Source organism: Pantoea sp. RG18 (genome assembly GCF_025910075.1).
Lineage (GTDB): Bacteria > Pseudomonadota > Gammaproteobacteria > Enterobacterales > Enterobacteriaceae > Pantoea > Pantoea agglomerans.
In genome coordinates this window covers 44,313-57,248 of the sequence record NZ_JAPCIL010000017.1, presented here as the reverse complement: position 1 = coordinate 57,248, position 12,936 = coordinate 44,313, and the positions used below count along the sequence as shown (strand labels likewise).

At 51.2% G+C, this 12,936-nt stretch carries 13 protein-coding genes and 1 pseudogene; 8 read left to right on the top strand and 6 right to left on the bottom strand.

Annotation, left to right across the window (positions count from 1 at the left end; genetic code table 11):
- Nucleotides 1-247 precede the first annotated feature (247 nt).
- Both OK409_RS19165 and OK409_RS19160 read left to right on the top strand, forming a co-directional pair.
- Nucleotides 248-874, top strand: a complete 627-nt coding sequence (locus tag OK409_RS19165; protein WP_264367329.1) for a LysE family translocator — start codon at nt 248-250, stop codon at nt 872-874.
- Nucleotides 875-1,306: 432 nt separating this feature from the next.
- Nucleotides 1,307-2,107: an SDR family oxidoreductase gene (locus OK409_RS19160; RefSeq protein WP_033760083.1), complete on the top strand. Its 801-nt coding sequence runs from the start codon at nt 1,307-1,309 to the stop codon at nt 2,105-2,107.
- A gap of 180 nt (nt 2,108-2,287) precedes the next feature.
- Here the strand turns inward: OK409_RS19160 and OK409_RS19155 are convergent, their stop codons facing one another.
- A complete protein-coding gene (locus tag OK409_RS19155) occupies nt 2,288-2,836 on the bottom strand; it encodes a TetR/AcrR family transcriptional regulator (RefSeq protein WP_264367328.1) in 549 nt (182 codons plus the stop codon).
- Between the two features lie 127 nt (nt 2,837-2,963).
- On the opposite strand from OK409_RS19155, the gene OK409_RS19150 reads away from it, so the two are divergent.
- The 4 genes from OK409_RS19150 (at nt 2,964) to OK409_RS19135 (ending at nt 6,765) form a co-directional block, all read left to right on the top strand.
- Nucleotides 2,964-4,055, top strand: a complete 1,092-nt coding sequence (locus tag OK409_RS19150) for an alkene reductase (protein WP_264367327.1) — start codon at nt 2,964-2,966, stop codon at nt 4,053-4,055.
- A gap of 64 nt (nt 4,056-4,119) precedes the next feature.
- Nucleotides 4,120-4,902 carry an SDR family NAD(P)-dependent oxidoreductase gene (locus OK409_RS19145; RefSeq protein WP_122459884.1) on the top strand — a complete coding sequence of 261 codons (783 nt, stop codon included), beginning with the start codon at nt 4,120-4,122 and terminating at the stop codon, nt 4,900-4,902.
- Nucleotides 4,903-5,104: 202 nt separating this feature from the next.
- The gene (locus OK409_RS19140; protein ID WP_264367326.1) at nt 5,105-6,127 is read left to right on the top strand and encodes an NADP-dependent oxidoreductase; all 1,023 of its coding nucleotides are present in this window, start codon (nt 5,105-5,107) and stop codon (nt 6,125-6,127) included.
- A gap of 161 nt (nt 6,128-6,288) precedes the next feature.
- A complete protein-coding gene (locus OK409_RS19135; protein WP_264367325.1) occupies nt 6,289-6,765 on the top strand; it encodes a glutathione peroxidase in 477 nt (158 codons plus the stop codon).
- Nucleotides 6,766-6,881: 116 nt separating this feature from the next.
- Here OK409_RS19135 and OK409_RS19130 read toward each other — a convergent pair whose 3' ends face one another.
- Nucleotides 6,882-8,069, bottom strand: a complete 1,188-nt coding sequence (locus tag OK409_RS19130) for an MFS transporter (protein WP_022624669.1) — start codon at nt 8,067-8,069, stop codon at nt 6,882-6,884.
- Nucleotides 8,070-8,241: 172 nt separating this feature from the next.
- A complete protein-coding gene (locus OK409_RS19125) occupies nt 8,242-9,171 on the bottom strand; it encodes a LysR family transcriptional regulator (protein ID WP_163794266.1) in 930 nt (309 codons plus the stop codon).
- Between the two features lie 127 nt (nt 9,172-9,298).
- Here OK409_RS19125 and OK409_RS19120 point away from each other — a divergent pair, with 127 nt between their 5' ends.
- On the top strand, nt 9,299-9,865 hold the full coding sequence (locus tag OK409_RS19120; protein WP_050679444.1) for an NADPH-dependent FMN reductase: 567 nt from the start codon (nt 9,299-9,301) through the stop codon (nt 9,863-9,865).
- A 43-nt stretch (nt 9,866-9,908) separates the two neighbouring features.
- Entirely contained in the window at nt 9,909-10,433 is a 525-nt protein-coding gene (locus tag OK409_RS19115) for a VOC family protein (RefSeq protein ID WP_033780083.1), read from the top strand.
- A gap of 257 nt (nt 10,434-10,690) precedes the next feature.
- Here OK409_RS19115 and hemH read toward each other — a convergent pair whose 3' ends face one another.
- The 3 genes and pseudogenes from hemH to OK409_RS19100 form a co-directional block, all read right to left on the bottom strand.
- Nucleotides 10,691-11,662 (bottom strand): ferrochelatase, encoded by a 972-nt coding sequence (gene hemH / locus OK409_RS19110; RefSeq protein ID WP_010259113.1) that lies wholly within the window; start codon nt 11,660-11,662, stop codon nt 10,691-10,693.
- 630 nt (nt 11,663-12,292) lie between these two features.
- Nucleotides 12,293-12,583 carry a Bor family protein gene (locus OK409_RS19105; RefSeq protein ID WP_010259114.1) on the bottom strand — a complete coding sequence of 97 codons (291 nt, stop codon included), beginning with the start codon at nt 12,581-12,583 and terminating at the stop codon, nt 12,293-12,295.
- Nucleotides 12,584-12,781: 198 nt separating this feature from the next.
- Nucleotides 12,782-12,916, bottom strand: a pseudogene (locus tag OK409_RS19100) (molecular chaperone DnaJ); the annotation flags it as partial.
- Between the last annotated feature and the right edge of the window lie 20 nt (nt 12,917-12,936).

The following is a 12,936-nucleotide window of genomic DNA, read 5'->3' as shown; positions in this document are numbered from 1 at the left end:
AGGATCGGATAGAACACTGCGCGCACATGAAAATTAAACTTGTCATCTGCGTAGTTAAATCAATGCAGCAACATCCGCCCTGGAATAATCGAACCTCCACTTTAAACGTTAAACCAACTGATAAAAAGGATGCATATCTTTAACCCTTAATTAAGCTTTTTATATGACAACCATCGCTCAGAACCAGGCATTTTTGAACAACTAACTCTGTTCCCTTTTACCGAAGTGCATTTCAACAGGAATAACTATGTCAGGAACTACTGAAATACTATCTTATATTGCTGCACTCGGTTTAGCTGCTGCAATTCCGGGTCCGGGGATGACTGCATTAGTCGCTCGCAGCGTGAGTGGGGGCGCAATAACCGGCTTTACGATGCTGGCCGGTCTCATTCTCGGAGATTTGATTTATTTATCTGTGGCGGTATTTGGTCTGGCGGTGATCGCTCATACCTATACATCTCTCTTTACGCTGATTAACTGGGCTGCCTCACTCTTTTTATGCCTGCTGGCATGGCAGTTCTGGTGCCACCAGCCTCAGGCAATAAAAATCGATCAAAAAGCGACAAAACGAGAACTGGCATCAGCCTGGTTTTCAGGGCTGACCATAACGCTGGGCAACCCTAAAACCATCGCTTTCTATCTGGCTATACTGCCTCTGGTTATCTCTCTCGATAATGTATCTTTTCAGTTGTGGGGAGGACTGCTGGTTCCGCTTACCGTGTTAGTCCTTTTGAGTGTGGGAGCCGTTTTTATTTTTGCAGCCCTCAGAATACGCCATCTCCTGACCAGCGCTAAAGCGCAACGACTCCTTTTTCGTTCAGCCGGTACCATCATGATGATGGCCGCGGCTGGAATGGTGGTAAAGACTCTTTAGCTTTCATTACCACCTCCTCTGCCTCAGGAAAAGGGGGCCGGTCTCGTGGTCTCGATAGAAAATGATCAAGCTCTGGCCTGGTTATCAGGCAATGAGCAATAAATAGTAAAAGTGATTCCAGCCAGAAAAGCCTGAGCGTCAAAAGCAGCTATCTTCTGATAGCTGCTTTTTTGCCTTTCAGGTCTCCCATTTTTACTGCTTATGTTCCTGCTTCAACGTTTCCTGACTATCCACCCAGGGCGCATTAGCGGCTAACCCTGTACTTCACATCTATAATTCAGTGACTCAGGCCCATGTACTCGATCCGGCTAGCCGATTAATCAATTTGTGGATGGCTGGACGTCGTAGTGTCAGCGATACATCGATATTCACTCTCCCGATGATGCCGGCCGGGTTTAAGACGATCATCATTTACAGAAATAAGGATGCCTCATGATCTTTTCTCTCAAAAATCAGGTTGCGCTGGTTACCGGTGCCAGCTCGGGTCTCGGCTATGCCTGCGCAGAAGCACTCGCTAAAGAAGGTGCCTGTGTAGTGATTAACTACCATAGCCAGGCGGAACCGGCCGAGGAGCTGGCTGAGAAAATCCGCGCCGATGGAGGCCGTGCAATTGCTGTCAAAGGAGACGTGTCGAAAGAGGCGGATGTAGAGAATCTTTTTGACCAGACGATCAGGGAATTTGGCAGGCTGGATATCCTGGTGGCGAACTCAGGACTGCAGAAAGATGCCCCGTCCATTGAGATGACGCTAGAGGACTGGAATACCGTTCTGGACGTGAACCTGACTGGCCAGTTCCTCTGCGCGCGCGCTGCGCTGCGGCAGTTCAAGCGGCAGGAGCATCGCCAGGATATCAGCAAAGCTGTCGGTAAGATTATTCATATGAGTTCGGTTCACCAGCTCATTCCCTGGGCCGGACACGTCAACTATGCCGCATCAAAAGGCGGCGTTGACTTGCTGATGAAAACGCTGGCTCAGGAAGTGGGTGAAGAACGTATTCGTGTCAATGCAGTGGCGCCCGGCGCTATCGCTACCGCCATCAACGAGGAAAGCACCCAGGGTGAAGCGGGCAAAGCGCTGTTAAAGCTCATTCCTTATGGGCGTATCGGTGCGGCTGAAGATGTGGCGAACGCCGTCGTCTGGCTTGCCAGTGATCTCTCTGATTACGTTCATGGCACCACGCTTTTTATCGATGGTGGAATGAGCCTTTATCCCGGATTCCGCGACAACGGCTGAGTGATGCGTCACTGTCCCAGGTGGATGGCCGACTGATCGATAGCTCGTTGATGGGAATGGTATCCGGAACGGGAAGTCCGGATTACGCTTTCCCGCCGTTCATAATAAAACGCCAGCGGGCTGGTGCGTTCAGTCCATGCCGCAACGATTTTAGTAAGGTTGAACGGCAAGAGCATCGATTCAATCTTTACAGTCATTCGGGCTGAGCAGACGCGTACGGCAGACCTCCAGAATTTCATCAGCAAGCCCGGAATTATCCGGGCAGGCACGCGAAAGCATCAGGGCACCCACAAGATGCGCGAGCGTATTGATCAGATCCGCACGCGTGACCTGTTCCGTTTCTAAAAGGGCAAGCTGTCGTTCAATTCCGGCCGCAAAGGTCTCGCGGATGGATTCAGACTGGCGCGCTGCATCGGTGCCCAAAGCCGACATGACACACCCCTTTGCCATATCATCGCGATGCTGGCGGGAAAGGTAATATTCAACGAACTTTTCCCGACTCACACCCTGAGTTTTTTCCGCCGATTGCGCGAAGCCGCAGTTCATCGCTTCGGCTAACAAATCGGCTTTCGACCCAAAGTGCTTATAGAACCCGCCATGCGTTAACCCTGCGGCTGACATCAGTTCAGCGACGCCTACCCCATCGTAACCCCGCTCACGAAAAAGTTCTGACGCCGTTTCAACGATTCGGTTCCTGTTTTCGCGAACCTGCTCTTTTGACACTTTCATCTTTTCCTCCTGAAACTGAGCTTAAGTATACATTGATGATGATCATAATCAAACCAGTTGACTTTAATGATTACGATCATCATCATTAAATCAGTTTACTGACCCGCTAATCCGCAAAGGAATAACCATGACGAATCAATCCTTATTTCAGCCCTATGAACTGGGATCTGTCACGCTTGCGAATCGCATCGTGATGGCCCCGCTGACGCGTAACCGGGCAGGCGCAGGCCTGGTGCCAGGTGAACTGGCAGCGACTTACTACGCTCAGCGTGCCACAGCAGGGTTACTGATTACCGAGGCTACCCAGATTTCAGCAGAGGCGCAGGGCTATCAGGATACGCCGGGGATCTACACGCAGGCCCAGATTGAGGGCTGGCGTAAAGTCACAGACGCGGTACATGACAAAGGCGGACGTATATTTGTGCAGTTGTGGCACACAGGTCGAATTTCACATGTCGATTTACAGCCAGAAGGTGCCGCACCAGGCGCGCCGTCAGCTATCCGTGCTGAAACCAAAACCTTCGTGAACAACCATTTTGTTGATGTTTCAGAACCCAGAGCGCTTGAGCTGAAGGAAATAAAAGGCATTGTTGCCGATTTCAGAAAGGCATCAGCCAATGCCATTACCGCAGGCTTTGATGGCGTAGAGATACACGGTGCGAATGGCTATCTGCTTGAGCAGTTCCTGAAAGATGGTGCCAATCAGCGCACCGATGAATATGGCGGTTCAGTTGAGAATCGTGCGCGTCTGCTACTAGAGGTCGTGGAGGCCGTGAAAGATGAGATCGGCGCAGCGCGGACGGGCGTTCGCATCTCACCGGTCTCACCTGCTAATGCGATTTCATGCAGCGATCCGCAGCCACAATATGACTACCTGGCAGAGCAACTTGATGCTTCAGGTATCGTTTATCTGCATGTTGTTGAAGGCGCGACGGGAGGTCCCCGTGATGCCTCACCGTTTGATTACGCTTCGCTGCGTCGCCGCTTTAAAAACACCTACATCGGTAACAATGGCTATGACCTGGCGCTGGCGTCTGACCATCTTGCACAGGACAAAGCCGATTTGTTCGCGTTCGGTCGCCCCTTCATCTCTAACCCCGATTTCGTCGAAAGACTTAAGTCGGGAGCACCTCTGGCCCCGCTTAATCCTGAAACACTGTATGGCGGAGGTGCGGAGGGCTACACCGACTATCCATCGCTTAGCGGTAACACTCTTTAGATATCACGGTTAACACTGCATCGCTAACGGCGATTTTTATCAAACAAATGAAGAAGATAAAATTATGACTCGTACTTCAGTCCTCATTACAGGCGCATCAACGGGTATTGGTGCTGTTTACGCTGAGCGCTTTGCACGTCGTGGACATGACCTGGTTCTGGTTGCTCGCGACAAATTGAAATTAGAGGCGCTTGCTGAACGGCTGCGTCAGGAAAATCATATTTCCGTCGATGTGCTGCCTGCCGACCTCACGCTGGCGAGTGATTTAGCTGCTGTTGAAGCACGCCTCCGGGAAGACACGCGGATAGGCACTCTTATCAATAACGCAGGTATCGCTCAGTCCGGCACGTTTACCGAGCAGACGCCTGATTCCATCGAACGCCTTATCGCGCTTAACGTCACTGCCCTGACGAGACTGGCCACTGCTGCAGCAGGCCGGTTCGCAGAAGCCGGAGAAGGTTCGATCGTCAATATCAGTTCCGTAGTGGGTCTCGCCCCGGAATTTGCAATGACGGTTTACGGCGCAACAAAAGCCTTTGTTCTTTTCCTCTCTCAGGGAATGAACGTTGAGCTCTCTTCAAAAGGCATTTATATCCAGGCAGTGCTCCCTGCAGGTACGTACACCGAAATCTGGGATCGTGCCGGTATCGACATCAGTAACGCTTCAAAAATGATGGAAGTGGGTGAACTGGTTGACGCCGCTCTGGCGGGTTTTGACCGCCGCGAGCACGTGACGATTCCGCCATTACATAAAGCTGAGCGCTGGGATGTTCTTGATGCCTCCCGTCAGGGTCTGCTCTCGGACATCCGACAGGAAGAGGCCGCAGAGCGATACAAAACCCTTTAGCCAAGCCCTGCTCAGCAGAACCTTTTACAGGGTTCTGCTGAGCGGTAAATCGACCATGAATGTCTTAATGGCGGCATGAGCATATTAACCGGCAAAACCTTATTCCATTATTTATTACGTTGCTCCCCGGAGCCGCTTTTTTGCTCAGCAACAGAGGCACCTGAAAGTACGTCAGTGCTAAACATCAGAGGATAAACACCAAATGAAAACCAGGACGATGCGAGCCTTTACGTTTAAACGCTACGGGAAGTCACCTGAGCTGGGATTTGAAAATGTAGATTACCCTTCCCCCGCTGCCGATGAAATCCTGGTAAAAGTCTATGCCGTTGGTCTGAATCCCATTGATAACATTATCCCCGGCGGAATTTTCAAACCGATTCTGCATTTTAAACTTCCGGCGACGCTGGGCAGTGATTTGTCAGGCGTGGTGATTGCAACAGGAAGCCGGGTGACACGTTTCAAGCCGGGCGATGAAGTCTTCGCCAGCATTTTCGACAGGGGAACAGGTTCACTCGCCGATTTTGCATGCGTTCCTGAAAGTCTCGCGGCTTTTAAGCCTGAAAATCTGGATTTCATTGAGGCTGCTTCACTGCCGATGGTTAGCCTCACCGCCTGGCAGGCGTTTACAGAGAGAGCACATCTGCGGCCAGGCCAAAAAGTGTTTATTCCGGCAGGTTCGGGAGGGATTGGCACTATTGCGATTCAGCTGGCAAAGCATCTTGGCGCCCGGGTAGCGACGACGACCAGTTCAGCCAACGTAGAGTGGGTGAGTCGGCTGGGCGCAGAAGAAGTGGTCGACTATAAAAAGCAGGAATTTGAAACCGTGCTGAGTGGCTACGATCTCGTACTCGGCACGCTGCGGGGGGATTCAATTGAAAAATCCATGCAGATTCTTAAACCTGGTGGAAAGATTGTTTCTCTGGTCGGTCCATTAGACGTTAATTTCGCGCGAGCCAGGCAGCTGAATATCTTCCTGCGGATGATTTTTGCCCTGATGAGTTGCAAAATTATGCGCCTTTCAAAAAAGCGCGGTCTGGATTATTCATTTCTCTTTATTCGTTCTGATGGCAATCAACTCACCCAAATCGGCAAACTTATTGAAGCAGGACATATCAAACCGGTAATCGACAGGGTGTTCCCATTTGCAGAAACTCAGGATGCGCTTGACTGGCTTCAACGCGGACATGCAAAGGGTAAAGTCGTGGTTAAAATTCATCAGGAATAACAACCAAATCTGACGTGGGAAATAGTCATTAACTCAGGTGGTAGCACCTGAAGCCAGGATGCGTGACCTGCTAACTAAGCATCTGCTTCCCAGACCCCGCTCTCGTTATGCACTCTGTGGTAATGTTAACGCCATACGGTTTTTGCTCTGAGGATTGCGACATGTCTCCCTTTTATCAACTCACTGCCACCAGTCTGAATGGCCAGCTTATCCCGATGGCCGACTACGCTGACAAGGTGGTTCTGGTGGTTAATACCGCCAGCCATTGTGGATTCACGCCACAATACGCAGGTCTTGAATCGCTCTATAAAAAGTACGCCGCGCAGGGCCTGGTGGTGCTGGGTTTTCCCTGCAACCAGTTCGGAAAGCAGGAACCCGGCGGTGCCGAAGAAATCGCGCAGACATGCCACATCAACTATGGTGTGAGTTTTCCGATGTTCGGGAAAGTTGAGGTCAATGGCACCTCAACGCACCCGATTTTCCGTTACCTGAAAGATGAATTACCCGGCGTGCTGGGTGGTCGTATTAAGTGGAACTTCACTAAGTTCCTGATCGGGCGCGACGGCAAACCGATCAAACGCTTTGCCCCGACCACCACCCCGGAGAAAATGGAATACGCCATTCTTGCTGCTCTTTAAGTGAGGTGTTTTACCATCTCACTGTCAATGACGGGATTACCAGTAAACTGTTTCTTTCCGCTCCACCTGGCAGCGCCTGTAACTCATCGACGTCTGTTCAGGGCCAGAAGCGGACGTTACTCACTGTGAGAAGCAGAACGCATAGCCGCGCTATGCCCGGTTTTGTCAGTCAGTCCGGATATAACCGCCAGAATCAGCGCTATAACCGAGAGTATCGCGCCTGCCCAGTCAGGCGACTGAAGACCAAAGCCGGCCGCTATAACTGCCCCTCCCAGCCATGCACCCAGGGCATTACCGAGATTGAAGAGACCTATGTTAACGGCTGCAGCCAGCGTCGGAGCCCCTGCCGCCCGCGCTTTGTCCATCACCAGTTTCTGGATGGGGGACACGGTCGCAAACCCAAACGCAGCCATCAGAAAAATACAGACCGCTGACATGACCTGGCTGTGGGCAGTAAAGTTAAATACCAGCAGGACTACGGCCTGAGCGGCCAGGGTGACGTAAAGCATCGGCATCAGCGCGCGATCGGCATATCTGCCGCCCAGCTGATTACCGACAAATAGCCCCAGACCGAACAGCAGCATCAGCCATGCCAGGCTGCTTTCGCTGTATCCAGCCAGCCCGATCATCATGGGTGCGATATAGGTAATGGAGGTAAAAAATGCACCCGGCCCAAAGACCGTTATGCCCATCGCCAGCAGAACATTGACGTTGCGGAAGGCATTAAACTCGTGTGCGAAATTATGGTTCTCCGGACGGGGCTGATGCGGGATAAGCATGCCGACGCTGATAACCGTAACAACTCCAATTGCGGCAATAACCATAAAAGCATCTCGCCAGGAAAGATGCTGCCCGATCCAGGTACCGACGGGAACACCAATAAGATTTGCTACGGTCAGTCCCATGAACATGAATGCAATCGCCCTTACCCGCTTAGACGGCGCAACCATATCGGCAGCAATGATCGAACCAATACCAAAGAAGGCGCCGTGAGTCAGAGACGTGATGATCCTGCCCAGAATGGCAATGCCCAGCGTGGGCGCAAAGGCCGTAACGAGGTTACCCGCCACAAACAGCAGCATCAGAAAAACCAGCATGGCTTTTCGGGGCACTTTTGAGCCCAGAATAATCAGGGCCGGCGCGCCGACAAAAACACCCAGCGCATAAGCCGTTGCCAGATTTCCGGCCACGGGAATAGTAACGTTGAAATCAGCGGCAATAACGGGAAGCAGGCCGGCAATGATGAATTCAGTCGTACCGATACCGAATGCACCAATCGCCAGCGCCCAGAGAGCAAGTGGCATAACAAATATCCTGTCAGTTAACCTATTTTTTTGTCTGAGCTGCGCATAACACGTGCCGGCTTTCGTTTAGAGAACCGGCACATGACACGGTGATGGCAGCAGGACAGACAGGATATAAGCTTGCTTAGAGTTGATAAACAGCCCTGAAATCGCCTGAGTGGTGATAAAAATTCTACTTAAGAGTGCCAAAGTATCCTTTTTCGGCCTTACTTAGCAGTTCATCGACAATAAGCCTGACCTTGGGGATCAGATGCCTTGTGCGGGGCCAGACAACGTTCAGCCCGACGGGTACGGGCATATGATCGGGCATAACAGCAACAAGCCTGCCCTCATCAATATGGCTGTTCACCATCGATTCCGGAAACTGGGCAATACCTGCTCCTGCCAGGCAGGCCTGAAGCATGGCGTCTCCGTCGCTTATCTGGTGTGCCGAGGCCGAGATAAACTTTATTTCCCGCTCCCCGGCTGGCCGCAGCCGCCAGGCAAGCGGTGCCCCCCGCCGGTACCCCATAATGCAGCAGTGTTTTTTTAGCGCATCGACATCAAAGGGCTGACCATGCCGCTCAACATAAGCGGGAGATGCGCAGAGCATGAGGCGCTGCCGGCTCAGACGACGCGCAATCAGCTCATCGGTACTCTGCAGTTCGCCCAGGCGCAGTACCAGGTCAACGCCCTCCTCAACCGGATCAATCAGACGGTCGTTAAAGGTCAACACCAGACGCAGGGCTGGATAACGATTCATCACTTCAAGCAGCACCGGCATCATCAGGTTGCGTCCGAATGATGCCGGCATGTCTATACGCACCGTTCCGGCAGGATTGTCCTGCCGCCGGCTTAGCGTATTTTCAGCCGAGTCCAGAATTTCCAGCGCAGAGAGGCAACTGGTGAGATAGGCCTCTCCGTCACTGGTCAGGCTTAGCTTACGGGTTGAGCGGTGAAACAGACGCGTTCCCAGCCTCTCCTCAAGCCGCGCAACGCTTTTTCCGACGGCAGATTTTGTAATGCCCAACTGCTCCGCAGCTTCAGTAAAGCTGCTGGACCTGGCCGTTGTGACAAAAGTCGTGATTCCTCGCAAGGATTCCGCTGTAAAACCGGTAGACATAAAGTTGACTCTCTGGCGACACATAGCGTGTTTATCGATGTGTAATTCTATACCAGGCTTAAGTCAGTTCGAAAACAAAGTGCCGGCACCTGTCGGCGTATCCATCTTAAAAACACGGGGAGCAGTCATGTCACAGACAAGACCTTTGAAATTTGTCTCACTGCTGGGCAGTCTTCGCGCGGAATCTTTTAACGCCGTCGTAGCCCGCAATCTTAGCCTGCTGGCGCCGGCAGGCGTGGATGTCAGCGCGCTCAGCTCTGTCGGAGAAATACCGCATTACGACGCTGACCTGCAGGCTCAGGGGTTTCCTGAATCGGTTGTGGAAATGGGACAAGCGATAGCGGCAGCAGACGGCCTGATTATTGTCACACCTGAATATAACTATTCTGTGCCGGGTGCCCTGAAAAATGCGCTGGACTGGCTTTCACGTCTTCCGGATACCCCTGTCGCCGGTAAGCCCGTCGCCATAATCACTGCGTCACCCGGTGCCATAGGTGGCGCAAGGGCGCAGTATCACCTGCGCCAGATTCTGGTCTTTCTCGACGGCAGAGTGCTTAACAAGCCAGAGGTCATGATTGGACAGGCCTCTTCCCGGCTTGACCCGAAATCCGGCCGCATAACGGATGCGGACACCCGTGACCATATTTCGGCTCAGCTTAGTGCGCTCGCAACAATGGCGGCCCGCCAGGGCTGATTAATAACATTACTCACATCTGAACAACCACAGGGAGAAAACTATGTCTACCAACGTTATTCGCGGTATGGACCACGTCGGCATTACCGTTGCTGATATTGATGAGGCTACCCGCTTCTTTTCTGACGCCTTTGGTGCAGAAGTTATTTATGACTCCGTCTCGCCTTCAGACGATGACGTAAAAGGCGAAGAAACGGAAAATATTCTGAACCTGTTCCCGGGAACGAAAATTACCACGGTCAGAATGATGAAGCTGAAGCACGGCCCGGGACTGGAACTTTTTGAAATGAAGGGGCCAGAGCAAAGTCAGCCCGTGCGACCCAGCGATTATGGCCTGCAGCATTTTGCTGTTTACGTTGATGACATCAACGAGGCTATCAGCCTGTTCGAGCAGGCTGGCGGGAAAATGTTTACTTCTCCTCAGCCCCTGATGTTTCCAACTGAGGTGGGAGAGAATAACTTTTTCTGTTACGGCCGCACGCCGTGGGGTAGCGTCATTGAACTAATTTCTTTACCTTCAAAGCTGCCGTATGAAGACCATACCTCTCTGCGCCGCTGGAAGCCCTGAGTGTAACCGGGTGCGCCAGCGCAGGCGTACCCGTAAATACTAAACGTCCGCTCCTCGCTCATAGCTGACTTGCCCACGAATAATCTCCGACTCATACCCACGTACAAGGCAGTTGCTTGCAGCTGGAGTGGCTGGTTTTCCAGGCGGCCCCTATAACGCCGCCCCGGCACGTATCACATACATGTCCGGGAGGGCCCACTTCTGGTTTCACTATGAATGTTGACACCTGCAACATCCTGCTCCCAAGAGTGTGAAAATCATCCCTGAAACCGATTAAGGTTCACAAGTTGTCGCAGCATCTCGATATGAATCGGTTTATCATTAAGCGCCGGTATGTAAGTAAACGATGTACCACCCGCATGCATAAAAATCTCCCTGTTCTGCTCATCAAGCTCCTCAAGCGTTTCTAAACAGTCTGATGCGAACCCCGGGCTGATTACATGCAGGCTTTTTATTCCTTCATTCGGTAGATTTTTAATTGTCTCATCAGTAAAAGGCGTTAACCATGGCTCTCTGCCGAATCTTGACTGGAACGTCATCAATATTTTCAATGACGGCATATTGATTGCTTCAATGAGTAATTTTGTCGTTAACTCACATCTTTCCTGGTATCGGTCCCCCTCTTTGACAAACCTTACCGGTATACCATGATATGAAATTAACAATGCATCTGGAACGCCGTTAGCTTCGAAAGATGCCTGAACGGATGCTCTTAACGCTTCAATGTAGGCAGGGTGATCGGCATAGTCATTGATGAAATTTATGGAGGGCGTATACCGGTTCTTCATTATCTGCAGGTGACGGCTCACGCTATCCCAAACAGAAGAAACGGTCGAAGATGAAAACTGGGGATACAAAGGAATGACGATAATTTTATCGACGCCTTTTTCCAGTAGCCTGTCAATTGCACCACCTATACTCGGCTCGCCATAACTCATCCCCAGCTCGACGGGCATACCTGTCACTTCTTCAAGCGCACGGGCTTGCCTGACGCTGTAAACCATAAGAGGGGAACCTTCCTCCATCCAAATCGAAGAATATAATTTCGCCACTCGCCTTGCACGTAATGGGATAATCACGCCATGTAGAATGGGGCACCAAATGATTCTTGGTAAGTCGACCACTCTGTAGTCATGCAGAAATTTAGATAAAAATTTCTTTACCGCAACAGGCGTTGGTTCTTTTGGTGTTCCAAGGTTAACAATCAAAACACCCTGTTTATTCGTCATCAGGTGGGACCCTCAAAGCCATTGTCACTAACTCACTCATGCCAGTCACTCCGTAGCAGCTTGTCTTAAAGGCCTCAATTTGACCTCATTTTGTAGAAATAATTGAAATGCAGATTGACTGTTTCACGGCTTATGATGCTATGAGTCTGATTGCAGCCATCGTTTTTACTCGATGATCATGATTTTAGGACATATCATCAGTGAAAACATTACTTTCTCTATCGTCAGACTTAACCAGTGCGGGGCTACGCGACGTCATCATTGAAGTCGGGGTGTGGAGGAGTTAGCTGGAGGAGGTGCGAAAAACCGGATCTGGATGCCCGCGCAGATGCATGCCTTAGGCTTTATCATTTTATGCGTATAAGTGATGAAGGCGACTGACCTGCTCCCTGTTAATTCTTACAGCACGCTTTTAGCAATGTCTGTTACTCGCTCAAAGCGGACTGACACGCATCAACAGCTTACCACTGCTTTTACCTGGCTGGACGACGTTGCCTGAACTCGTTTCGGATATCGTCGTCAGCAGGCGAGCCGCGCAGCGGTGCGAGAGCAGAATTTAATAGTTACAATATACTAATGCGATATAATAACAGGCGCAGGATTAGGCCGGCGAACCGGCCTGAGGCATTATCAGATGGCGCAATAAACGCGCGCTTCACGTGGCGTGTAGATACCAAACGTCACCACGCTCAGTAAGCCATTAACAAACGTCTGCTGCACTTCAACCCGGTTAACTTTTTCCTGGCCGCCGCACACCTGCGCCGCATCAATGCTCTTACGCTGACCGATACCTGAAACAAAGAACGGCTGGCTGGTGGTTTTCGTCGCCGCGCCAACTTGATTCTGTTTCATTACGAAAGTCTGCTGCGCACAGCCGGTTAAACTCAGAGCCAACAACGCCGCAACACAAAGCTTGTTCATAAATATCCTTATCGCCTGAAATGAAAAAAATGCTGAGTGAAATCATCACTCAGCCAGCAATCAGGTTATCGACAACGAAAGCGGAAACATGAGAAAAATTTTTAAGTACGCCTAACGGATACGTTTTGCTGAAAAGTGCAGCAATAAAAAAAGCCCCTGCACAGCAGGAGCTTTTTATGTTTACCGCAGCGTTTCCGCTTAGCGAGTCAAATCGTCGAAGAACCTTTTGACGCCATCGAGAAAGCTTTTTGAATGCGGACTGTTCTTCTCGCCCGCCGCACCACCAAAGCTCTATTCCGGCTCACGCAGCAGCGACTTATGCTTCTCGCTCATAGCGGACCCTGGCCTGCCGT

Excerpts from the sequence above, each read along its gene's own strand:
- OK409_RS19145 (WP_122459884.1), top strand. The coding sequence starts at position 4,120 with ATGACTCGTACTTCAGTCCTCATTACAGGCGCATCAACGGGTATTGGT.
- OK409_RS19135 (WP_264367325.1), top strand. The coding sequence starts at position 6,289 with ATGTCTCCCTTTTATCAACTCACTGCCACCAGTCTGAATGGCCAGCTT.
- OK409_RS19130 (WP_022624669.1), bottom strand. The coding sequence starts at position 8,069 with ATGCCACTTGCTCTCTGGGCGCTGGCGATTGGTGCATTCGGTATCGGT.
- OK409_RS19155 (WP_264367328.1), bottom strand. The coding sequence starts at position 2,836 with ATGAAAGTGTCAAAAGAGCAGGTTCGCGAAAACAGGAACCGAATCGTT.
- OK409_RS19105 (WP_010259114.1), bottom strand. The coding sequence starts at position 12,583 with ATGAACAAGCTTTGTGTTGCGGCGTTGTTGGCTCTGAGTTTAACCGGC.
- hemH (WP_010259113.1), bottom strand. The coding sequence starts at position 11,662 with ATGACGAATAAACAGGGTGTTTTGATTGTTAACCTTGGAACACCAAAA.
- OK409_RS19160 (WP_033760083.1), top strand. The coding sequence starts at position 1,307 with ATGATCTTTTCTCTCAAAAATCAGGTTGCGCTGGTTACCGGTGCCAGC.
- OK409_RS19125 (WP_163794266.1), bottom strand. The coding sequence starts at position 9,171 with ATGTCTACCGGTTTTACAGCGGAATCCTTGCGAGGAATCACGACTTTT.
- OK409_RS19115 (WP_033780083.1), top strand. The coding sequence starts at position 9,909 with ATGTCTACCAACGTTATTCGCGGTATGGACCACGTCGGCATTACCGTT.
- OK409_RS19150 (WP_264367327.1), top strand. The coding sequence starts at position 2,964 with ATGACGAATCAATCCTTATTTCAGCCCTATGAACTGGGATCTGTCACG.
- OK409_RS19140 (WP_264367326.1), top strand. The coding sequence starts at position 5,105 with ATGAAAACCAGGACGATGCGAGCCTTTACGTTTAAACGCTACGGGAAG.
- OK409_RS19165 (WP_264367329.1), top strand. The coding sequence starts at position 248 with ATGTCAGGAACTACTGAAATACTATCTTATATTGCTGCACTCGGTTTA.
- OK409_RS19120 (WP_050679444.1), top strand. The coding sequence starts at position 9,299 with ATGTCACAGACAAGACCTTTGAAATTTGTCTCACTGCTGGGCAGTCTT.